Source organism: Paenibacillus sp. J53TS2, from assembly GCF_018403305.1.
Taxonomy (GTDB): domain Bacteria; phylum Bacillota; class Bacilli; order Paenibacillales; family Paenibacillaceae; genus Fontibacillus; species Fontibacillus rhizolycopersici.
Map to the genome: position 1 here is coordinate 319,202 of NZ_BOSK01000001.1, position 21,891 is coordinate 341,092.

A 21,891-nucleotide genomic window follows, 5' to 3' on the forward strand; every position below is an offset into this window, starting at 1 on the left:
TGTTGGAGAAGAAGCCGGCGTTTTTTGATATGCAATTTACAGATTTACGCTGTTTCCTTGTTCGGAGTTCTTGCCGATACGGCGATGGAACGGCCACCAGTTGCCTTGCCCGAACATCTTCACCATGACCGGGATCAGGAACGGCAGGACGATCACCGAGTACAAAGCCAAACCGGAAAGCACAAGCGTGGCGATTTGCAGCATCGACATGACGCCGGACGGATACATCGAAGCCATCGTGCCGCCAAGAATAATCGCAGCGGACAAAATGACCGTTCCCATGTTGCGCATCGAATGCAGAATCGCATCGCCGACGTTCCACTCCTTATTTTCGTTAAAGCGGTCCATCAGGAAGATACTGTAGTCGACGCCCAACGCGACCAGCATGACGAACCCGAAGAACGGTGTCGCCCAGCTTACGCCCGAGTAACCGAAGATGTCAACGAAGACCCATTCCGTAAATCCGATCGAAGCGTAGAACGTCAACACCAACGACAGGATAATGTATACCGGCATGACCAGCGAACGAAGCAGCAGCACCAGGATAATGAAGATCCCGGCCAGCATCAGGATCACCGTGCGTGTATAGTCATTGCCCGAAATGTTTTTGAGGTCATTAAACGTACTGGATACGCCGCCGATCGCAACTTTGGCGTTTTCCAGCTGCGTCCCTTTGACTGCGGTCTGTACGGCGGATTCTACCTCACCGATCCGGTCGATGGCTTCCCGACCGTAAGGATTGCTGGAGAAGACCACTTCCAGTTTCATGACTTTGCGGTCTTCGGACAGGTACGTATCAAACACCTGAGTGATCTGTTCGTTCTCAAGCGCTTGCTGCGGAACGTACCAGCCATCCAGCCCATTATCTGTGCTGCCTACCTCCGTCAGGTAATCCTTTGCGGTGTTTAAACCGCCGGACACCTGCTCCAACCCGTCTACGCTCTGGTCCAAACCATCGGTTAATTGCGTGATTTGACCGGAGAACTGGCTGAACCCGGTTTGAATCTGTTCTTGCCCGTTTTGAATTTGCGCCAAGCCCGATTCGACCTCCGGCAATTGACCCACGATCTTTCCTTGCCCGTCAGCCGCCTGTACGAGGCCCGATTGCAGCTTCGCCAAACCGGCGACGATCTGGTTCAGACCGCCGGCTAACTGTTTCCCACCGGCCGCCGCTTGAGCATATCCTTGGTTGGCTTGGTTCAGTCCAGCAGCCACTTGCCCGAGCTGTTGTTCCGCTTGCTGCAATCCGGCAGTCAATTGGCCTAAGCCTTTGCCGGTTTCAGTAACCGTACCGCGAATCGTTAAATAATCTTGATCCGCGGCCAATTCAGGGAACTTGCCCTCCAGGCTTGCGAACCGCGCGGTCAATGCGGTTAACCCCTGCGAGGCCGCGCCCAAAGGTTCACGGATCTGTGTGAGACCACCGCTCAGGCCGGAGACGCCTTGAGCCAATTGCTGATACGATCCAAGCAATTGCTCATGGGCGTTCGCCAGGTCCTCGGCGCTTTTTTGCGCCTGCTGCAGCCCCTGCTTCAGCTCGCCTGCACCAACAGAACCCTCACGGATCCCTTTCTCGATCGCGGTTAAACCGCCGGAAAGCTGAGAAATCCCGTCCTTCAGCTTGGCGGTACCGTCTACCAGCTTGCCGGTGCTATCCGCGGCTTCCTTGAGCTTTGGTGCGTTTTCGGACAGCGCCTGACTAGCATCGGACAATCCGTTTTGGATTTTTCCTAAGCCTTCTCCGCCTTCACCTAGCCCTTCACCAACCGTCTTCACCTGATTACTCAGAGCGAAATCCTTGAGGACCTCGCCCGTCGGACGGCTCATGCCGCGAATGCTTGCCACCCCGTCCGTCTTCTCCACCTCACGGCTGATCTTTTCGGATAACGCCATATACTCTGCATTATCCATACGTTCGTCATTTTTGATGACGATAGTGGACGGCAACGACTCGCCAGGCTCGAAGCTCTCGGAGATAATGTTGTAGGCCTTGACCGATTCGTATTCATCGCCGATTTCCTCCATGCTGTTGAAGGAAACGTTGCCGCTATAGGAAATCAGAAACGGCACCGTCACTGCCGCAACGATCAATAACGCCGCCCATGGACGTTTCAAGGAGAAACTTCCAATCGCGCCCCAGAATCGATTTTCCTTATGCTCCAGCGAACCACGCACCGGCCAGAACAGTTTCGTCCCCAGCACTGCCATGAAGAAAGGAACTACAGTTACCAAAGCCAAGAGCATGACCGCAATGCCGACAGCGACAGCGACCGCCGAGCGGTACAGCATAAATTGCGATAAGCCGATCGTCGAGAAGCCGACCAAGACCGCCAGTCCGGAGAAGAACACCGTTTTCCCCGCCTTGCGGTACGTCTGGATAATCGCTTCCCATTTGTCGTCCGTATGCTGCAGCTCTTCCTTAAAGCGGCTGATCAGCAGAATACAATAGTCGGTCCCAATCCCGAACATGACCGCGACCATAAAGATCTGCGTATACGTCGAAATCGGGAAATTGACCGAATCCACCAGAAACGCGACGATGGATTGCGACACCAGATAACTCAGTCCGACGGTTAGCAGCGGAATGAACGGCGCTACCATCGAACGGAAGACCACGAATAGGATCAAGAGAATAAAGATGACCGTAAAATATTCCGATTTCTTCAAGCCCTGCTCCGAGCTGACCACCATATCCTCGTTGATCTGCTTTTGCCCGGTCAGATAATGCTCCACCTTGACTGAATCCAGGCTTTGGTGAATATCCTGTTCGATCTCCTTGAGCGGACGCTGCTCGTCGAGCACTGACAAGGAGGTCAACACTGTATTTCCGTCCTTCGAAATCAGCTTATCCTTCGCTTCCGGCGTGCCAAACGGATCGGTAATCGAAGCGATGCCGATGTCCTCCATATGGTCACGCAGTGTAGTAATTCCTTGTTCAATCTCTTTCTGGTCGGCATCGTCGATGCCTTGTTTGTCATGAAAAACAAGGGCGATTTGTGTCTCTTTCGCTCCGCCTTTCATCTCGGCCACTTCCTTCAAAATAGCGGAGGCTTCGGAAGAGGAATACCCCTCCGGAACGGTAATTTCCCCATTCTCCCGCACCAAATCCCCCATGGGAGGTGCCGTTAACATCAATGTGGCCGCTAAAGCGATCCACAGCAGCAAGATCCACCATCTTGCCTTCAGTATGAATCTCATTTCCCTGTACTCCCTTCGCCGATCAGTCTGGCTAATTTCTCAAAAGCGCTGATAAACCCTTCCACCTCATCCGCATCGAAATGGACTAGATACGTCGAGACCGTGTTCATGATTTGCTCCTGAACAACGTCGTAATTGCGTCTTCCCTGCTCCGTCATGGTCAAGTAAACGACACGCCGATCCTCTTCATCCCGAGTCCGGTGCAAAAAACCTTTATCGACCATCCGCGTGATCATCGCGGTGATGGAACTTTTTCCGACGGCAAACGTATCAGCCAGTTCCGTTGAGGTGCACCTGCCACGGGGGGCGATATACTTCAAAATTTGAAATTGCTCCATGGTGATATCCTCTTGAATAATATCGCGGATTTGCCCGTTTAGTCGTTTGGTAACCTCGAAATAAGCCGCCATATAACGCTCGATCAGCTGCTTCGACTCCAGATTCACCTCCCGAATCCCCCCTGTCTTGGAACAAGAAACTCGTCCTGTTAGTTCTATAGTAAAATAGTTCGACAATGAAACTATAGGCGATTGCCCACCGAAAGTCAAATATCTTTTGGATTGAATTGTCCCCGCAATAAAGAAAGGCTACAGGGTATAACCCCGCAGCCTTTCGAGTCTATTCCTCGTCGTCTTCGTCCACTTCATAAAAGCAACGAAATCGTTCTTCCCCGGATGTTTCATCTTGAAAGCCGGTAATCTGAAATCCGATGCTGCGAAAAAAATCCGCCCCTGCTTCATCGGTAACGGCCTCCATCCGCTCCGGCCCGGCTTCCGTAAGGGCAAGCAGAACTAAGGCACGTCCAAATCCTTTCATCCGCTGTTCCGGATGGACGGCGAGATGCTCGATTTCTAGCGTTCCAGAAGCGTTTACGCGAAATCCGATGATGCCGGCAATCCCGCCTTCTTCTTCATAACCGTATAGCTTATAGGTATCGCCTTCCCGGTACAAACGGGCCGCCGTTTCCGGCGCATCCGGATCGAACACGACCGCGCATTCCAACAACTCCCGAATCGCCGGTTCGTCGACCCTCGCGTTTATGGGTTTAAACATGGAGCCTCCTTAATTTCCGTACGACCGTCTTCATACCCGATCACGACCGTTTGTGCGATTCCGACAAACAATCCATGCTCGACTATTCCCGTCATCGCTTTCAACTCCTCGCTCAAGCGGGCGGGGTCGGCGATTTGGCCAAAAGCCGCATCCACGATGTAGTTCCCGTTATCGGTGACGTACAGCTGATCTCCTTGCATCCTCAATTCGAACGGCACGTCATAGCGACTCTTCAGCTCCCGCAGCGTCCATTCATAGCAAAAAGGGACCAACTCGATCGGCAGCTTGAAACGCCCTAGGTTAGATACCATCTTCCCCTGGTCGGCTATAACGATAAATCGATCGCTATTGATGGCTACCAGCTTCTCCCGAAGCAAAGCTCCGCCGCCGCCTTTAATCAAGGCCATCTGCGGATCAACCTCATCGGCCCCGTCAATCGCCAGATCCAGCCTGTCCACATCCCCTGCTTGAATCAGTGGAATCTGATATTTCTTGGCAAGCTCTTCCGAAGCATTGGAGGTTGCAATCGCACGGATCCGCAAACCGTTCCTTACCCTCTCGCCGATTTTCTCAATCGCATAATAAGCGGTTGACCCCGTACCGAGGCCTACTGTCATTCCGTCCTTGACCCATTCTGCTGCGCGGTAACCCGCCGCCTGTTTGGCATTCATGTCTACCCCTCCAAAATCATGACGATTCGTTCCTTTATCCGCTGAGCTACTCATCTGTCCAGCGACACTCAGCTCCTATCATACCAAAAAAGCCCGGACAATAGAACAGCAGCGTGCCCCTGAAGGGACCGCTGCCGCGAAGGTGCGAGAGTCGGGTTCTGCTCAGCCTTGATGCAAGGGTCTCGCCACTTTGGGACGTCTCCGGGGCTCCTTCGGCTTGATTGCCCCACCGCGCCCTGATTCCGGTTTGACCAGGGTCAAGAGCAGTATGACCGCCACCAACGATACGCCAGCGATGACGAAGAACATCGTCATATGACCGGCCTTCATCAGCAGCGACATCACGGGCGGTCCCGCAGATACGCCAATAAACCGCATGCTGCTGTATAACGAAGTAATCGTACCGCGCATCTCCTTATCGATTCCCTCGGTGATCAAGGCATCCGAGCTGGGCAGTACGATGCCGATGCCGGATCCGCAGACGATCAGACAAGCGATTACAAAATAGATATTACTGAAAAAACCGATACCGAACAAAGCGCCTGTGGACAAAATCAACCCGGCAACGCCGGACCATTTCATCAGCTTTTTGTCTTTGCCTATCTTTTTTCCAGTAATAAAGGAGGCTAGACATAAAGCTGCCAGTGGAATCGCCAGCACCAGTCCCTTGATCACTCCGTTCAGACCGTGCTTCGTCTCCAATTGCTCGGAGAGATAAAACAGGACGCCAAACAGCAGAAACATGGAGATACAGCCAATTGAAAATATGGCATACAACCAGCGTCCCTTCTGCTTTAAGACCTCTTTGACGGCGGAAACGAACTCACGCAACGGTTTGGCTTGCTCCCGTTTCTTGGGTTCATGCACCAGAAAGAGCACAAGCAGTACCGAAATGAGGCAGAGTGCCGGAATGGACAAAAGCGGCGCGTACCAAATCCAAGCGCCAAGCAGGGCGCCTAAAATGGGGCTCAATACTTTACCGAATGTGTTGGAAGTTTCAATCACACCCAGATTGTGGCTGACTTCTTCTTCGCTTTCAAACAGGTCGCCGACAAGCGGCAACACGATTGGAAAGGCGCCGGCCGCACCGATGCCCTGAAGGAAACGCCCCCCCAGTATCAGCCAATACACAGCTAGCCCATCCGCGAACCAATCCGCTACCCCCGATACGCAGCCTCCGATTCCGGCGATAATCAGGCTGGGTACGATGATTGCTTTACGGCCGAATTTATCGGAGAGATAGCCGGCTATCGGAATCAGCAAGATGGCTACAACGGCATATACGGTGATAAGCATGCTTACTTGAAAGGAGGTAACGTGAAGCTCGCGGGCAATTTGGGGTAAAATCGGAATCAGCATGGAGTTCCCCAGCGTCATAATAAGCGGTATGGATGCCAATGCAATCAAATCGCCACGTTTGCCGACCATCTAACCATCAGGCCACCCTTCACGAAAGAAGTTTAAAACAGACCCGGTTAGTGTGATTCATTTTGCCGAAATTATACCGCTCGTTACGGAAGCAAAGTATAGGTCGATTTTGCCGCTTCCCGGATAAATCGGCTGGGTTCACCGATCGAATAGACTCGCAGCAGGTGCATCGCTCTCGTGCAGGCCGTGTAAAACAGCTTTCTTTCGGCTTCCCTCGTGTATTTACGATCGGACCCGTCATAAATCAGCACCGCGTCGAATTCTACGCCTTTGGCCAGATATGCCGGAATCACATGGACACCCTTCTCGAAGGATAAGGTCGTTTTCTTGATCAGCTTAGCCGGCAGCTTGGCGCTCAGCCGCTCATACGCGTCTAGGCTTTCCTCCGCCGTTTTACAAATGACAGCAATCGATTCGTACCCGTCCGCGCGCAGTTGACCGATGGTTTCCTCCAGTGAAGCATGAAGCTCGGTAACATCGCCAACGAGACGAACCTCCGGCTTCGCCCCCTCCCGGTTGAACGGAAGAATCGCTTCCCCGCCGGGAATCATTTCTCGAGTGAACTCGACGATTTGACGCGTGGAACGGTAGCTTTGCTCCAGCGTAATCAGTTCGCTCTCGTCCGCTCCATATAAGTCGCTGAGCACGGAGGATTGCTGAAGCACGGAGGCATGGGCATATATGGCCTGATTCAAATCGCCAAGCGCCGTCATTTTGGCCCTCGGGAACAATCGCTTCAGGAAGAACAGCTGGAACGGCGAATAATCCTGCGCCTCGTCGATGATCACATGACGCATCGAGGTGTTGGATCGGAAACCGAGCAGCAACTCTTTTAAATAGAGGAATGGCGTAATGTCTTCATAAAAAAGCTCGCCGTCCGCAATTTTTCGCAGCGTTTGTTCGCAGATTTCTTCCCAATGCTCGGGCAGTCCTTCCGGATTGACCTCGCGAATCATGGACATGTCGCTAAACAGCTGCGTATACAGCCGCGTCACGTCTACGAACCGCAACGATTTGACCCATTTGCGAAGTGGCTTGAGACGGTCGCTGACCACCATTTTGGCAAGGATGGTCTTCTCATCCTCATAGTCACTAAACGAGGTACCTTTCCCTTGCTGCTGCCGCCGCATGCGTTGGTAAGCCCGCTGATAATCCTCCGTATCCAGCAACTGAATTTGTTCTTCCACCCAAGGCTGATCCAGCTCGGATTTCCCGAAGGCAGCAATTTCCTTCAGCAACGACTCCTTCAGCAGCTCGCAACGGTTCGCCAGCCGGATCGCCGGATCAAAGGCATAAAATTGCCGGGCAATTTGTTCCGCGCCAACGATTTCCCTTCCCTGGAAGCGCAGCGGTTTGAAGATCATACCTTTCTGCTCCAGCAGCTCCTTATACCGCGTGATCGCATGCAGAAACTGCACCGACGATTTAAATCGGATGCCGTTGACCCGCGCTCGATAAGCTTCATCCTCCGGCGCGGAAAGCACGTATTCAATCTGAACGAAAGGATCCTCGAGCTGGAACTCTCTTCCCAGCCGGTGTTCCAGATATTCCTGGAACGTCGTTTGCTGCATGTTTTCCTCGCCTAGTTCAGGAAGCACCGTCGATACGTAACTATTGAACATCGGATTGGGCGAGAACAAAATCATCTGGTCGGCTTGCAGCACCTCCCGGTGCTTGTAGAGCAAGTAGGCGACCCGCTGCAGGGCGGCTGACGTCTTGCCGCTCCCGGCCGCCCCTTGTACGATCAGCATCCGGCTGCGATCGTTGCGGATGATCTTGTTCTGCTCGCGTTGAATCGTTGCCACGATGCTCTTCATTTGCGCATCGGAGCTGCGGCTTAATACTTGCTGCAACAGCTCGTCTCCAATCGTGACGCCGGTGTCGAACATCAGCTTGATGTTGCGACCGTGAATCACGAACTGACGTTTCAGCGACATCGTCCCCGTGATCGTGCCGGAGGGCGTTTCATAGGAAGCCGGCCCAGGTACACTGTCATAATAGAGGTTTGAGATGGGCGCACGCCAATCATAAACGAGGAACGTTTCATCCCCCTCCTCGAGCAACGAAGCGATCCCAAGATAGATGGCCTCTTCCGGTTCGCCATCTTCAGCGAAATCAATCCGTCCGAAATAAGGGGATTGCTTCAGCCGTTTCATCTTTCCCAATGCGATGGATGCATGCTGATGGCTTTTCTCCCGCTCCGCAAGCACCTGGGACTGCTGCCGCAAACTGGTGGACGTTTCGCCAACATCGTCCGCTTCACTGAAGTTCACCGTTACCTCGTCCCAGAAATCTTTCCGCATCTCTACAACGTCTCCGCGAACACTGCCAACCTCCCGCTCGAGCTTACGGATCCGGGCATCGATTTGATCGGCCACGTACTCCACGCGACGTTGTTCTTCCTGCCAAGCCTGATCTGTATGATCCAATTGAATCGCTCCCTTGAATGGCATCTATAACATCCACATACGATATATTGACAATCAACAAGAAATGTGGTAACATTGACTCAGGTTGATTGTATCTACGAATAAGTAGAATGCAGTCTATTTTTTATTGTATCAAGAAGATCATTACTTATCAATCTATGTTTGCACGATAGGTGACATGAAAGTCCTGCCCAAAAGGCAGGACTTTTTCTTTTGTATCGATTAATCGCCTGCCCCTGCCGCGGAATGGTCGGCTAGCCGGTTAAGACGCTCCAATTGGTGACCATATTCGTACATCTCGGCCGACACGATGGATAAGCGCAGGACGCCTGTCCGCTCTGCCGCATACCGGTCCAGCATCCGCCGCAGGAACTCGTCGTTTTCTGTTTCAAATTGCATAGATTCGCTGTAGCCTGGCTTCAGTTTGTCATCGAACTTCAGCATGACATGCTCGTGAAACTTGGTCAGCTTCTCCAGATGCTCGTCGAATTCCTGGTTTAACTCCGGCGTACGGGCTGCTTGGAAATAATGTTGCTCCACCGCATCCAGCACTTCGAACCCTTTGCGAAGCGTGCGCAGCATCTGCTTGTACACGACCAGTAAACGATGATCGCTAAATTTCGGAGCCTTGATTTTTTTCTGATCTTCCTCCATCAGTTTGTATTTCTCTGCCAGTTGGGCAATCGTATCCTCCAGATCTCGCTTATCGGAACGAAAGACCGCTTCTTTGATCTCGTCGGAAATGGCCGTTCGCAACAACAGTGACAGCCGATCGAAGGTTTGCCGGACTTGCTGCTCGAATTGCACCTTCGGTTTAGGCGGAAACAGAACAATATTGATAATAAAAGCGGAAAAAATACCAATCAAGCTAAGCAAAAATCGGTTCAAAGCAAATTCCCACTGGCCTGATGCCTCCATAACGGAAACGACCGTAACCAGCGTAATGCCGATCGTATCCCCCATCTTCAACTGCAGACAGATCATGATAACCAGAATGCAAACCAGACCAACGGCGATCGGTTCGTTGGAGAACACCATGCCCCCAAGCATAGCCAGGATGGCCCCTAACGTATTCGTCTGCAATTGATCGATCAAGTAACGCCAAGAACGATAAATCGTTGGCTGCATGGCAAAAATCGCGGCGATCGCCGCGATGACCGGCGAAGATAACCCCAGTAGAACGCCAGCGTAAAGAGCCAGTGTAACCGCGACCCCCGTTTTCAGCATTCTTGCACCAAATGTCACTTCCATTCCCCCTACGTTCCACGACACATTCCATTATTTTAAGCGAATTTTTAAGAAATATTAAGGTTCGTTTCAGATATCCTGCGATTTTTTGGTCAAGACTGAAGAAGGCAAGGACCAAATTATTCTAAACGAAGAGGTGAAAAATGTCCATGTTTATGGAGAACTTGAAACCAATAGCCGGCAAATTGACCCTTGCTCTCCTGATTGCTGCCGGATCAACTGCCACGGCAGGCTCCGTGTATGCGGAAACGGGCGTACCGGCGGATCAACCACCGCAGGCGAATCCAACTCCGTCTCAGATGGAAGCGAATCATCGTCACCCGCACGGTCATTTCCGCGGCGGTCATATCGTGAAAGATACGGCCGAAATGCTAGGTATTGAACCGAAGGCGCTGGTAGGGCAATTGAAGCAGGGCAAAACGCTGCTTCAAATTGTACAAGTCCAAAAAGGCTGGAGCGAAGCCGAATACTTGAAGAAGCTGACCGAAACGGCGAACCGCAATATCGACCAAGCGCTTGCAGAGGGGAAAATCGACAAGGAGAAGGCGGACAGAATCAAGTCCAAGCTCCCTGACAAGCTGAAGAAAGTCATTAACCGCTCTTGGAAGGACCGCGAACCGGGACAGCCTACAGCGGATTACCAGAACAATCAGGTTAATTGGAGCCACCTGCCCCATTGACCCAAAGCATAAACTACGGTTGATCCGCAAAAAAACCGCTGGGCTACCTATACGGTCAGCTCAGCGGCTTTTACGTTTATCAAATCGTTTGATCTTCGCTATTTATTTCTCTGCCGGCGGTTCCGGTTCTGCCCCAATCTTCACCACCGCAGGGGGATGGACCCCAACAGGAACCTCGACGATATCCAGCATAAAGATAAAGATCGGAACGCCGACTATTAATCCCCAGATCCCAAGGAAATGCTCGGAGACCAACAGGATAAGGAAGGTGAAGAAAATCGGCAAATGGGTTTTGTTGGACATGAATTTCGGATTCAGGAAATACGTTTCGACCGCATGAACAACGGCGACCATAATCAGCACATATACGATTTTGATCAATCCGCCGATTTTAAAGGCGATCGCGCAGAGCGGGATCAATGAAATGATGACGCCCATGACTGGGACCAGCCCCAACAGAAAGATCATGATCGCCAAGGCAATCAGGTTTGGAAATCCTAATATCCATAAGAAGATCGTCGATAATGAAGCATTGACCAGAGCAATTAAGAATTGAACCTCAATGACTTTACCGAAGGATTGAACAAACTTCCGTCCAAAGTATTCCAGCTCCTTGAACAGTCCGCCGATCCGACTTTCGCGGAACAGAACGGTAAAATTGGTCACCTTCTCTTTTTCCAGCAACAAGAACAAGCTGAGCACAATGGCGATAAACAAATTCAAACTCCATTCGCCGATATCGGTCAGCGTACTGAGCAAGAAGTCAAAACCGTTGTTGATATAAGCCGATAGATCGATATCTTTCAAATATTCAACAATGTAGTTCAGAATCGGGTTATCCATCAGCACCGGAGGATTAGAATAAAAGGATATCACCTGGTTAACCAAATCGGTTAGTTCGGTGAGCAGCACCGGCATATAGTAGTAGATTGCATAGCCAAGCAGTGCGATCAACACGACGTAGATAAACAGGACGGTTACGGTTCGGTTGACGCGAATCACCTTGGCCACATTCCGGCTGATGAAATTGTGCAGCCGATTAATTAAATACGTCAGAATAAATGTGATTAGCAGCATATTGAGCATACTTCGAACGAAATACAGGACGATCACGACAAACAGCAGGGCTAACACCCTACGGAATCCCGCCATTTGAAACAATTCCCTAAAAAACGTCATGAGTCACAACCGGCTCCTTCATGTTTACTGAATAAAAATCCCCTGCGTTAATCTTATGCGAGCCTCTGGTACATTGCAAATGAATCCTTTTAGAACCACACCGGCTTCACGCATACCGGCTTGGATACAGATACGGTCCTGTCGGTAAACGTCAATCGTCCGCTCTCCGGCTCTACCGAAAAAACCGCCAGCAGATTGTCATCCCGGTTCGCTGCAATCAGATACATACCGTCCGGCGTAAGCGCAAAATGCCGCGGATGCCCACCTTCGCTGGAGACATGTTCAACGAGCGTAAGCCGTCCGTTCACCGGGTCGATCGTGAAATGCACCAAGCTGTCATGGCCTCGGTTGGAGCCATAGAGATGATGGCCGTCCGCTGAAATAGCTACCTCCGCCGTCGTATTTTCCCCTGTGTATTCAGCCGGCAAAGTTGGCACCGTGTCCTGTAGTGCCAATTTACCGGTCGCCGCATCGTAATGAAAAAACGAAATCGATGAATTCACTTCATTGATGGAATACAACCATTGCCCGTTTGGATGAAAGGCCAGATGGCGCGGACCCGCCCCCGGTGGAGTAGAAGCTTCGCTCTGGTAAACCAGCCGTCCGGTTTCCGGTTCAAACGAATACACCACAAGGCGATCCAATCCCAAATCAGCAACCAACGCGAACCGATTGTCCGGGCTGAATGCCACCGAGTGGGGATGCGGACGATCCTGACGCACCGGGTCGGCACCTTGGCCTTCGTGCTGACGCTCGTCGACCAAGCGGCCCACCGATCCGTCTGCTTGAAGCTCCACAAGGCCGACATTACCGCCGTGATATCCCGACACAACGGCAAAGCGACAGCTTCGGTCGAGCTGGATATGCGAAGAAGAAGGGCGAATTGTAACCTCACGATTCAATTCGCGCAGCTTGCCCACGGCGTCGACATCAAATGCGATGACCTCGCCGATTCGCTCCCCTTCCTTGGTCGTTTCGGAAATGGCGTAAACCTTGCGGTGCTCTGCATCTACGCCAAGAAAGGTAGGGTTCTTCAACCCGGTGGCTTGATCCAGAAGACGAATCTCCCCATTGACCGAATCCATTTCATATACATAAACTCCAGGATCGCTTGTTTCGGCGTACGATCCTACAAATAACAGCAATCGAGGTTGTGAAGCTGACAATTGAATATCCTCCTTCAGGAAAGCTCGTTTGGAATAACATCCTTTATATTTTTTCGTAAATGGACTTAAAAGTCCAGTCTCAACCGAAAAAAGATAAAATTTTTAACATGAATCGGTCACCTACCCAAATTGGTTAAAATATGATATACTGTAAGCGCTTCCGAAAGCATCTTCTAAAGGGGGATTTGGAATGATGAACGTCGGACTCGAAGAAAGGGGTGTCTATGAGGACCTCAATCCTTACGAGACGTATTTCTTCAAGATCGGAGCTCACGGACTGGTTTGCTTTCATGGACGGAATTACAGTATTAAACAGAGATTATCCGCCGAACAGACCTCGAAGCTGATCTCAGACCCTCGCTTTTACCGCATCAGCACGAACTGCTATGTCAACCTGTCCCAGGTCTCCGAAATTCGCGACAATGTCGTATGGTTCCGGGATGAACGGCACGGCATCAAAACGATTCATGTGCCCAGACGCAATCTGGAGCAAATGAAGCGGCTGATCCCGTCACTGCGCGGCAAGGTAACTGCCGGGGTCAATTAACTCTCCGCCCAATGGGATCAGGCCTAACGGCCAAAGAAAAAGCAGCTGACTCGCGTCGTCTCAGACGGCCGGTCGGCTGCTTTTTTCATTGGACTAAGTTATTTCACGTACAGACGGGAGCGTTCCTCCCAAATCTCGCCTGGAAGCAGGCTGAACAATCCGATTTCTTCTGCCGGCAATTCCGCCTTTGGCGCATTCACCAGATTGATTTGCGGCTCTGGGCAGAAGAAGCCTTCCGTTGCGCCGTTATTCCAAATCATCCATTGCTTGTAGGAGGTTCCCACGTCATAAACGAGGGTTTTTCCTAGTTTCGTGTCGGTCAGCTCCATCCGATTTCTGCCGTTTTGCGGCACGGCCGTATAGTGATTATCCATAGAAGCGAAGAACGGAAACACACCCTCCCCCTGCATCTGCAGCTCTTCAGCCGTAAGAGGTTGATAGGATCCAGTTGGGAGCATCCGCTCGCTCATTTGCCAACGCTGTCCGATCGTCAGCTTCACCCGGTAATCCTTCGCTGTACTCTCCGGCGCAAACGGCGCATTCACCGCCGTATGGAAAGCCAACAAGCAAGGCATCTCCTTGTCGCCGTCATTGCGAACGAACACCTGCTGGGCTAAGCCATCGTCGCTTAAAGTGTACTTTAAACGGGCCGTAAATTTGAATGGCAGGTAACGGTACACCTCATGGCTCTCGTTAACGGTTACCTTAACCGTGACATAGCTTTCAAACGGCGTTTGGCCGAAATCCTCGACCTCCCAGGCCGTCGTATGTAAAAATCCATGCAAATGGTTGTGAGTTGCCGCCTCGTTTACCGGAAACTTCAGAACCTCGCCTTTCCATGGAAACAATCCGTCCTCATAGCGGTTTGGGGGAAACAGCACCGGAATGCCGTGTACACCCGGGTTGCTCTTGAAAGCTTCCATCTCGCTCTCGCCAGGTTCGCGCAAAAAGCGGTAACCGCTTTCGACATCGCGGAAAGCGATCAAATTGCCGCCGATTTCCGGGAGCATGATCGCCTCATACCGCCCGGATTTAAGCCATACTGCTTTTTCACCTTGATAGGTACCTTCGTAAGCCGTTCTTTGTGCCATGTATGATAATCTCCCTTCATTGCTTAGCTACTCAACTTGTAATATACCTTAAAGCGCCTCCAAAAGTCACCCCTGTCCGTCACAACGATGCCCCATTCCGCTGGAATCGTCGCCCTCACACATCGCGCAAAATTCGCCGGCCCAAACTCGCGGCCAACACAATCATCGCCGCCCCGACGACCAACTGCATACCGAACACTTGCGTCCAGGTCGGCCAACCTTCGATCCATTCCAGCACCTGACCGCCTACTAGCGGGCCAAAGAAAGAAGCGACGCCGGTAATGGCCGAGTACATCGCCATGTACATCGGACGTTCTGATTTGGGGGTGTCGCCGATCATAAAGTTAAAGGCCAATTGGTTAAAGCCGCCGACCCCTACCCCAAATATCATATGAGCGAGGAAGAGCACGGGCAGCATCGGCAAGAAGGACAAGCCGCCCCAGCAGAGAATCGCTAGCGCAATGATCGGCAGCGTCCAGAACAGCAGGCGGCGATTGCTGTAACGCGCGTTCAGGTTCCCCCAAACGTAAAAGCTCGCCATCATAAATACCGTCTGCGTCACATTCAGGAGCGAGATGGTCTGGTAATTGATGTGCAGCAATTCCAGCATCACATACGAATAAAGCGGAACGACGAGGTTCTGCAGGAGCAGGAAACCGGCCAGGAACAACGTCGCCTTCATGAAGGCTCCATCGCGCAGAGGTTTACGCAGCATCGGGAGAAACTTGCTTTCCGCTGAACGCTCGAAGGCCATGTCCGGATAAAACGAAAACACGACGATATTGGCTATAGCACTGATCCAGATCACGATATACAAATAGAAGAACCCTTGTGCCGCCGGATAATGATCCAATACCATCCCGCCCAAAAACATGACCAGTGTGCTAAGTGCATTGAGGAACGTATTCCGGATCCCGAAATATCTCCCTCTGACCCGTGCCGGTACAATATCGCTTATCAGCGAGTTCCACAGTATCGCGCCAACCGTATTGAACATAAACGCGACGATATACAGTCCGATAAATCCGGCAACCCAATAACGATGCGGAAAAACAAACGGAACCAAGCCCGTCGCTCCCCACAGAATTCGGTGCATCCCAACGAACAGCACCAGCGCCCATTTGCGGCTGGTTAATCGTTGAATCAGGAAGGCGACCGCGATTTGGGCAATATTCACAAAGGTCGTAATCGCGAGGACGAAGCCGATTTGGGCGGAGTTCGCCCCCAAATATAGCAGAAATCCGGTCAGGAACTGACCGCCAAGCAAGGTTTGAAAGATCGTGGAAGGGACGCCCTCCCAGGTCGCGATCGCCAGGTTGCGGCGCTGGCGTGACGGCTTGCGCTGCACTTGCGTTCTTTGCATGAGGCTGCTCTTCATGATGATGGTAGCTCCTTTAGCTCCTGCCCGAATAGTTCTATCTCTTTTTTTACATACTTCAAGTGTCTCGCTAATCTGAATGAATGGAGTGCTTCTCACCCTATGCGCTATACCTTGAAGTTTGGATTGTTCCTTGCTTGTATGGCCCTGTCGCTCATGCTTGTCACCTCATGCGGCCAGCCGGACCGGCTCCGCTCGAATTCCGTCCCTCCTTCCGATGGATCGCCAGTTAGAACGGAAGCGGTTACGGACGCGGGCGGCACGAGCTGGGTTCCGCTGACGCAAGTGGCTCAAAGCCTGGGCCTGCGGTTGCAAGAAACGGGCGACACGGCCAACCTCGGTTTTTCCGATGTGATGTTTACCGTTCAGCCCAGTCAAAGACATGCCATTTCCTTTGGACAGCCGATTTCCCTGCCCCAGGCGCCAGTGCGCGAAAACGGCCAATTGTATATGACGATGGATGCCGTATCGGCCTTGCTGCAAACGAAAGCCCAAATCGATACGCGTACGGGGGCTTTGACGTTTGACCGCATTTCCCCGGCGGGCGGCCGCATTCCGCCGCAAACCGGGACCAGCCGCTACGGGATTCTCGGAGTCGCCGATCATCGCGATGAGATGGTCGCCTATGCCAAGCAGTATTTGGGCGTTCCTTATGAATTTGGCGCTTCTCCTTACGAGCAGTCCAAAACGTTCGATTGTTCGTCCTTTACCCGCCATGTCTTCAAAAAATTCGGCCAAGACCTGCCGCGGTTGGCCCGCGATCAAGCCCAAGAAGGCATATCGGTGACGCGCGACCATCTTCAAGTCGGAGACTTGATCTTCTTCACCGTCCCGGGCCGGTTTAAATCCGACAATGTCGCGGGTCATGTCGGCATCTATATCGGCGACGGCAAGTTCATTCACACTTGGGGCGCCCCGGGCGTTCAAATCAGCCCACTAGATAGCGGCTATTGGAGCGACGTCATCATTTCCATGCGCCGGATTCGTTAGCAGAAGGGCTTGGGCCCTCCTAATCATAGGCCGGGGAACTGCTGGGTTCACCCGGCTTTTTTTATTGTCGACAAGCGATTTCCCTTCGTTACAAATACAAAGTATAATAAATGTATGCATCACTTTCCATATAATATTTATACATCAAAACCCGATGGATTCAGAGGAGAAAGACGATGGACAAGGACAATTTAAAACAGGATTATGAACTGCTGGGGTTACCCGAAAACGCTTCCCGCGAAGAATTGGAGAAGGTATTTGACATTTTGCTCCGTAAATCCCGCTCCCGCCATCCGAGCCCTGGCGAAGCCGAGGAAATCGAACGAAAAATCCAAGCCTACAAGCGGATCGTGGAGACGGAGGAACAGCGAAAAATCGCGGAGTTAAACCAGAAGCGCTATGCGAAGTGGGGCAAATTGGCCGGAACTGCCGAGAAAGTCGACGATTTTTTCCGACTTTACCGAGCTTACGTGATCATTGGACTTATCGCTGTTGTCGCCATTATCTTCGGTACGAACGCTTATCTTGATCACCGCGAAGAACAAAAACGGCTAGCCGCCCTGCCCCCCATCGACCTATCGATCATGATGGTTGGCAATTTTATGACCGACGACCAAAATGGCGGTGTCGACGCCCTAGAGCAAGCCATGACGGCACAAATCACTGGCTTCAAGCGGGTGGAGATTGAGAATGTGTATTTGCCGCCTCAAGGGGAAGCCGGCGCGAGTTCGGCGGATATGGCCTACCAGCAAAAAGCGATGGCTGTTATAGCTACATCCAGTCCGGATATTTATATTACCGATGCCCCGACCTTCGATTGGCTGTCGAATGGCGGCGCTTTTCTCAGCCTCGACGACGTGGCGAGCGGCGAGCTTAAAGATCTCCTGACCGATGACAACCTCGTCAAGGATGTATCCGACGAAGACAATACCGAGCACGTGTACGGGATTAAGGTCACCGACAGCACCCTGGTGAAGGAACTTCCGCTCGGGATGACGGACATGATCATCTCCCTCCGTTCCGACACGAAGAACAAAGACAAAGCGATTCAAATGATGAAGGAGTACTTGGAGAACATCCCTAAGGCGGCGAAATAGCCGTCTTATTTTCGTGCATTTTTCGGAATTGATTAATTTCAGAGGATGCTATAAAATAACCCTATAAACGCGCGTTTACGAAAGTGGGGACCAACCTTATGCGCAGCGAAGACATAGCTAAACTGGCCGGGGTGTCCCGCAGCACCGTTTCACGGGTAATCAACAATTATCCGAACGTTCCGGAAGCAACACGGGCCAGAGTGCTCCGCGTCATCGAGCAGCACCACTATGAACCTAACAGCTTTGCCCGGGCTCTGGCCGGTAAACGGACGGATACGATCGGCCTGTTCGCCATCAGCATGACCGAGAAGGAAGACACCAGCCGCATCTATCAGAACAGCTACTTTGCCCCGATCGTCGACATGGTCGTCGATACAGCCAATGCCCGCGGATTTTATGTTCTGATTCATACCGTCTATTCGCCGGGTGATTTTCAGAAGGTAAAGCAAGCCTTCCAACAGAAGCGGATCGACGGCGGGATTCTGGTCGGCACCCAAAAGGACATCGAGCTGGTTCGGGAAATGGTGGACCAGGAAGCGCCGCTGGTGCTCGTTGATTACGACATCGCGGAGATCATGGCGGAGCGGCTGAACAAGAACCACTTGGCCGTCATAAACTCCAATGACTACGAGGGCACGGTCCAGGCGATCGAATACTTGATCGAGCTGGGGCACCGGGAAATCGGCATCTTGAAAGGCAGCATGAATACGTTTTCGGGGCGTGAGCGATACTTAGCCTATGAGCACACATTACAGAAGCACAATTTGCCGTTGCCCGAGGCTTTTGTCCTTGAAGGCGAGTTCCTGAAGGAGAGCGCTTATCGCGAAACCCGCAAGCTCATTGAGCAAGGAACCTTACCGACAGCGCTGTTTTGCGCCAACGACGACATGGCTTTTGCGGCGATGGAAGCGTTTGCGGAAAGCGGGGTTCGTGTGCCTGAGCAGTTATCCGTCATCGGCTTTGACGATGTCCAACTAGCCTCTCGGATCACGCCCAAGCTGACCACTGTTCGCCTGCCCGTCGACGAGATGGCAAAGGCCGCCGTATTAAAGGTGCTCGAGCTTTGCGAAACGGAGCAGCCCACGTTCAGCACGGTCAGCTTTCCAACCCGCCTGGTGATCCGGGATTCCTGCCAGCCCCCGACGGAATAAGCCGGCGCACCTCCTCCTACAATACGATCAACGATTGTTGGGAGGAATCTTTTTTCAACGAAATAAACGCGCGTTCACAAACGAAGGGAGAGTTCCTATTCATGAAATTCGGAGCATTTGACGATCAACGCAAAGAGTATGTGATCAATACGCCGCAAACCCCTTACCCATGGATTAACTACCTTGGCAATGAGCAATTTTTCGGATTAATTTCCAATACCGCCGGCGGCTACACGTTCTACCGGGATGCACGCCTGCGTCGGTTGACCCGGTACCGCTACAACAACATTCCTCTCGATACCGGCGGACGTTATTACTACCTCCGCGACCATGACAACGGCGATTTCTGGACACCGGGCTGGATGCCGGTGAAGCGCGAGCTGGATTTTTACGAATGCCGTCACGGTTTGGGGTATACCTCGATTACCGGGGAACGCGGCGGGATTTCGGTAACGCAGCTGGCGTTTATTCCGCTTGGCTATAACGGCGAAGTGCATCGCCTGACGGTAAAAAATACGAGCAACGAGACGAAGAAGGTCTCCCTCTTCTCTTTTGCCGAGTTCTGCCTTTGGAACGCCCAGGACGACATGACAAATTTCCAGCGCAACCTGAGCACCGGCGAAGTGGAAGTGCTGGATTCGGTCATTTACCACAAAACCGAATACCGTGAACGCCGGAATCATTATGCGTTCTATTCCGTCAACCGTGACATCGACGGCTTCGACACGGATCGCGAATCCTTCGTCGGACTATATAACGGCTTACACGAGCCGCAGGTCGTCGTGGCTGGCAGAGCCTCCAACTCCGTGGCCAGCGGCTGGTCGCCGATCGGCTCGCACGAAGTGACGATGAAGCTTGCTCCGGGTGAAGAACAAAGCCTGATCTTTGTTCTCGGTTACGTTGAATTGCCGGAAGAAGAGAAATGGGAAGCCCCAAGCGTGGTCAACAAAAAACCTGCGCTTGAGATGATCGACAAATTCGCCACGGACGCTGACGTCGACCGGGCCTTGGCCGAACTGGCTACGTATTGGGACGGCCTGCTGTCCAAATACCAAATCCAAAGCGGCGACGACAAGCTGAACCGCATGGTCAACATCTGGAATCCGTATCAATGTATGGTAACCTTCAACATGTCGCGTTCCGCTTCCTATTTCGAATCCGGAATCGGCCGCGGTATGGGCTTCCGCGACTCCAACCAGGATTTGCTCGGTTTTGTGCATCAAATTCCGGAACGTGCCAGAGAGCGGATTCTCGACATCGCCGCGACCCAGTTTGAAGACGGCAGCGCGTATCACCAATATCAACCGCTGACCAAAAAAGGCAACAACGAGGTCGGCAGCGGCTTCAACGACGATCCGTTGTGGCTGGTGTCCGGAACCGCCGCTTATATTAAGGAAACCGGCGATCTCAGCATTCTCGACGAGCAAGTGCCATTCGACAGCAACCCGGATAACACCGCAACGCTGTTTGAGCATTTGAGACGTTCCTTCTACCATGTCGTACACAACCTGGGACCGCATGGTTTACCGCTGATTGGCCGCGCGGACTGGAACGACTGCCTGAACCTGAACTGCTTCTCCAAGGAGCCGGGTGAATCGTTCCAAACGACCGCGAACATCGAAGGCCGCGTCGCCGAATCCGTATTTATTGCCGGCTTGTTCGTCTTCGTAGGCCCGGACTTCGCTGAAATTTGCCGTATGCGCGGGTTGGACGCCGATGCGACAGATGCGCTCGACTGGATCGAAAAAATGCGCAAAACAACGCTGGAGCACGGCTTTGACGGCGACTGGTTCCTGCGCGCTTACGATCATTATGGCGAAAAAATCGGCAGCAAGGAAAACGCGGAGGGTCAAATCTTCATCGAGCCGCAAGGGATGTGCGTCATGGCTGGCATCGGCGTTGAAGAAGGTTTGGCAGCTAAAGCGCTCACTTCCGTTGAAGAGCGTCTCGATACGAAATACGGTATCGTGCTGCAGCAACCGCCGTATTCGAAGTATTATCTGAACCTGGGCGAAATCTCCAGTTACCCGCCAGGGTACAAAGAAAACGCCGGGATCTTCTGTCACAACAACCCGTGGATTATGATCGCTGAAACCGTATTGGGCCATGGCGATCGGGCGTTTGAGGTCTATTCGAAAATCGCTCCGGCGTACCTCGAAGAGATCAGCGAAGTCCATCGGATGGAGCCATACGTCTATTCGCAAATGATCGCCGGTAAAGACGCGGTACGTCACGGCGAAGCGAAGAACTCCTGGCTCACCGGCACGGCAGCCTGGAACTACGTGGCGATCACGCAGGCGATTCTCGGTATTCAAGCCGACTTCGGCGGCCTGAAGGTTGATCCTTGCATTCCATCCGCTTGGGATGGATACGAAATCACCCGCGTCTTCCGTGGCGACACGTACGTGATCCGCGTGAGCAACCCGAACCATGTGGAAAAAGGCGTAGCCCGCATCACGGTTGACGGCCAGCCGATTCAGGGTAACGTTATCGCCCCGGTTGGCGATGGCGGCGTGCATCAAGTTGAAGTTGTTCTCGGATAAAAAACTTACTACTTTTTCCGACCCAAAAAAGGTACAACCGCT

General features: G+C 52.3%; 17 protein-coding genes. 6 read left to right on the forward strand and 11 right to left on the reverse strand.

Annotation, left to right across the window (positions count from 1 at the left end):
* Window positions 1-36 precede the first annotated feature (36 nt).
* The 7 genes from KJS42_RS01540 to KJS42_RS01570 form a co-directional block, all read right to left on the reverse strand.
* Window positions 37-3,198 (reverse strand): MMPL family transporter, encoded by a 3,162-nt coding sequence (locus KJS42_RS01540; protein WP_213621753.1) that lies wholly within the window; start codon window positions 3,196-3,198, stop codon window positions 37-39.
* Window positions 3,195-3,644 carry a MarR family winged helix-turn-helix transcriptional regulator gene (locus KJS42_RS01545; protein ID WP_244868345.1) on the reverse strand — a complete coding sequence of 150 codons (450 nt, stop codon included), beginning with the start codon at window positions 3,642-3,644 and terminating at the stop codon, window positions 3,195-3,197. Before KJS42_RS01545 ends, KJS42_RS01540 begins: the two co-directional genes overlap by 4 nt.
* Before the next feature lie 172 nt (window positions 3,645-3,816).
* The gene (locus KJS42_RS01550) at window positions 3,817-4,251 is read right to left on the reverse strand and encodes a GNAT family N-acetyltransferase (protein WP_213621754.1); all 435 of its coding nucleotides are present in this window, start codon (window positions 4,249-4,251) and stop codon (window positions 3,817-3,819) included.
* A complete protein-coding gene (rpiA, locus tag KJS42_RS01555) occupies window positions 4,236-4,922 on the reverse strand; it encodes a ribose-5-phosphate isomerase RpiA (RefSeq protein WP_213621755.1) in 687 nt (228 codons plus the stop codon). Before rpiA ends, KJS42_RS01550 begins: the two co-directional genes overlap by 16 nt.
* 162 nt (window positions 4,923-5,084) lie before the next feature.
* A complete protein-coding gene (bcbE, locus tag KJS42_RS01560; protein WP_213621756.1) occupies window positions 5,085-6,350 on the reverse strand; it encodes a bacillibactin exporter BcbE in 1,266 nt (421 codons plus the stop codon).
* Between the two features lie 83 nt (window positions 6,351-6,433).
* Window positions 6,434-8,803: an RNA polymerase recycling motor HelD gene (gene helD / locus KJS42_RS01565; protein ID WP_213621757.1), complete on the reverse strand. Its 2,370-nt coding sequence runs from the start codon at window positions 8,801-8,803 to the stop codon at window positions 6,434-6,436.
* 198 nt (window positions 8,804-9,001) lie between these two features.
* Complete coding sequence (locus KJS42_RS01570; RefSeq protein ID WP_244868346.1) at window positions 9,002-10,024, reverse strand: FUSC family protein; 1,023 nt, start codon at window positions 10,022-10,024, stop codon at window positions 9,002-9,004.
* A 146-nt stretch (window positions 10,025-10,170) separates the two neighbouring features.
* Between KJS42_RS01570 and KJS42_RS01575 the strand changes: the two genes are divergently transcribed.
* Window positions 10,171-10,707 carry a hypothetical protein gene (locus KJS42_RS01575; protein ID WP_213621758.1) on the forward strand — a complete coding sequence of 179 codons (537 nt, stop codon included), beginning with the start codon at window positions 10,171-10,173 and terminating at the stop codon, window positions 10,705-10,707.
* Window positions 10,708-10,809: 102 nt separating this feature from the next.
* On the opposite strand, the gene KJS42_RS01580 is transcribed toward KJS42_RS01575, so the two are convergent.
* The gene (locus tag KJS42_RS01580; RefSeq protein ID WP_213621759.1) at window positions 10,810-11,886 is read right to left on the reverse strand and encodes an AI-2E family transporter; all 1,077 of its coding nucleotides are present in this window, start codon (window positions 11,884-11,886) and stop codon (window positions 10,810-10,812) included.
* 89 nt (window positions 11,887-11,975) lie between these two features.
* Window positions 11,976-13,052, reverse strand: coding sequence for a lactonase family protein (locus KJS42_RS01585; protein WP_483311265.1), 1,077 nt, complete (start codon window positions 13,050-13,052; stop codon window positions 11,976-11,978).
* Between the two features lie 190 nt (window positions 13,053-13,242).
* On the opposite strand from KJS42_RS01585, the gene KJS42_RS01590 reads away from it, so the two are divergent.
* On the forward strand, window positions 13,243-13,599 hold the full coding sequence (locus KJS42_RS01590; RefSeq protein WP_193415171.1) for a LytTR family transcriptional regulator DNA-binding domain-containing protein: 357 nt from the start codon (window positions 13,243-13,245) through the stop codon (window positions 13,597-13,599).
* 98 nt (window positions 13,600-13,697) lie between these two features.
* On the opposite strand, the gene KJS42_RS01595 is transcribed toward KJS42_RS01590, so the two are convergent.
* Both KJS42_RS01595 and KJS42_RS01600 read right to left on the reverse strand, forming a co-directional pair.
* The gene (locus tag KJS42_RS01595) at window positions 13,698-14,690 is read right to left on the reverse strand and encodes an aldose 1-epimerase (protein ID WP_155607397.1); all 993 of its coding nucleotides are present in this window, start codon (window positions 14,688-14,690) and stop codon (window positions 13,698-13,700) included.
* Between the two features lie 115 nt (window positions 14,691-14,805).
* Window positions 14,806-16,068: an MFS transporter gene (locus tag KJS42_RS01600; protein WP_213621760.1), complete on the reverse strand. Its 1,263-nt coding sequence runs from the start codon at window positions 16,066-16,068 to the stop codon at window positions 14,806-14,808.
* A gap of 102 nt (window positions 16,069-16,170) precedes the next feature.
* On the opposite strand from KJS42_RS01600, the gene KJS42_RS01605 reads away from it, so the two are divergent.
* The 4 genes from KJS42_RS01605 to KJS42_RS01620 all read left to right on the forward strand — a co-directional run bounded on the left by KJS42_RS01605 (window position 16,171) and on the right by KJS42_RS01620 (window position 21,849).
* Entirely contained in the window at window positions 16,171-17,058 is an 888-nt protein-coding gene (locus tag KJS42_RS01605; protein WP_213621761.1) for a C40 family peptidase, read from the forward strand.
* A gap of 176 nt (window positions 17,059-17,234) precedes the next feature.
* The gene (locus tag KJS42_RS01610; RefSeq protein ID WP_213621762.1) at window positions 17,235-18,155 is read left to right on the forward strand and encodes a molecular chaperone DnaJ; all 921 of its coding nucleotides are present in this window, start codon (window positions 17,235-17,237) and stop codon (window positions 18,153-18,155) included.
* A gap of 98 nt (window positions 18,156-18,253) precedes the next feature.
* Window positions 18,254-19,306, forward strand: a complete 1,053-nt coding sequence (locus KJS42_RS01615) for a LacI family DNA-binding transcriptional regulator (RefSeq protein ID WP_213621763.1) — start codon at window positions 18,254-18,256, stop codon at window positions 19,304-19,306.
* Between the two features lie 101 nt (window positions 19,307-19,407).
* Window positions 19,408-21,849 (forward strand): glycoside hydrolase family 94 protein, encoded by a 2,442-nt coding sequence (locus KJS42_RS01620; protein WP_193415165.1) that lies wholly within the window; start codon window positions 19,408-19,410, stop codon window positions 21,847-21,849.
* Window positions 21,850-21,891: the final 42 nt, after the last annotated feature.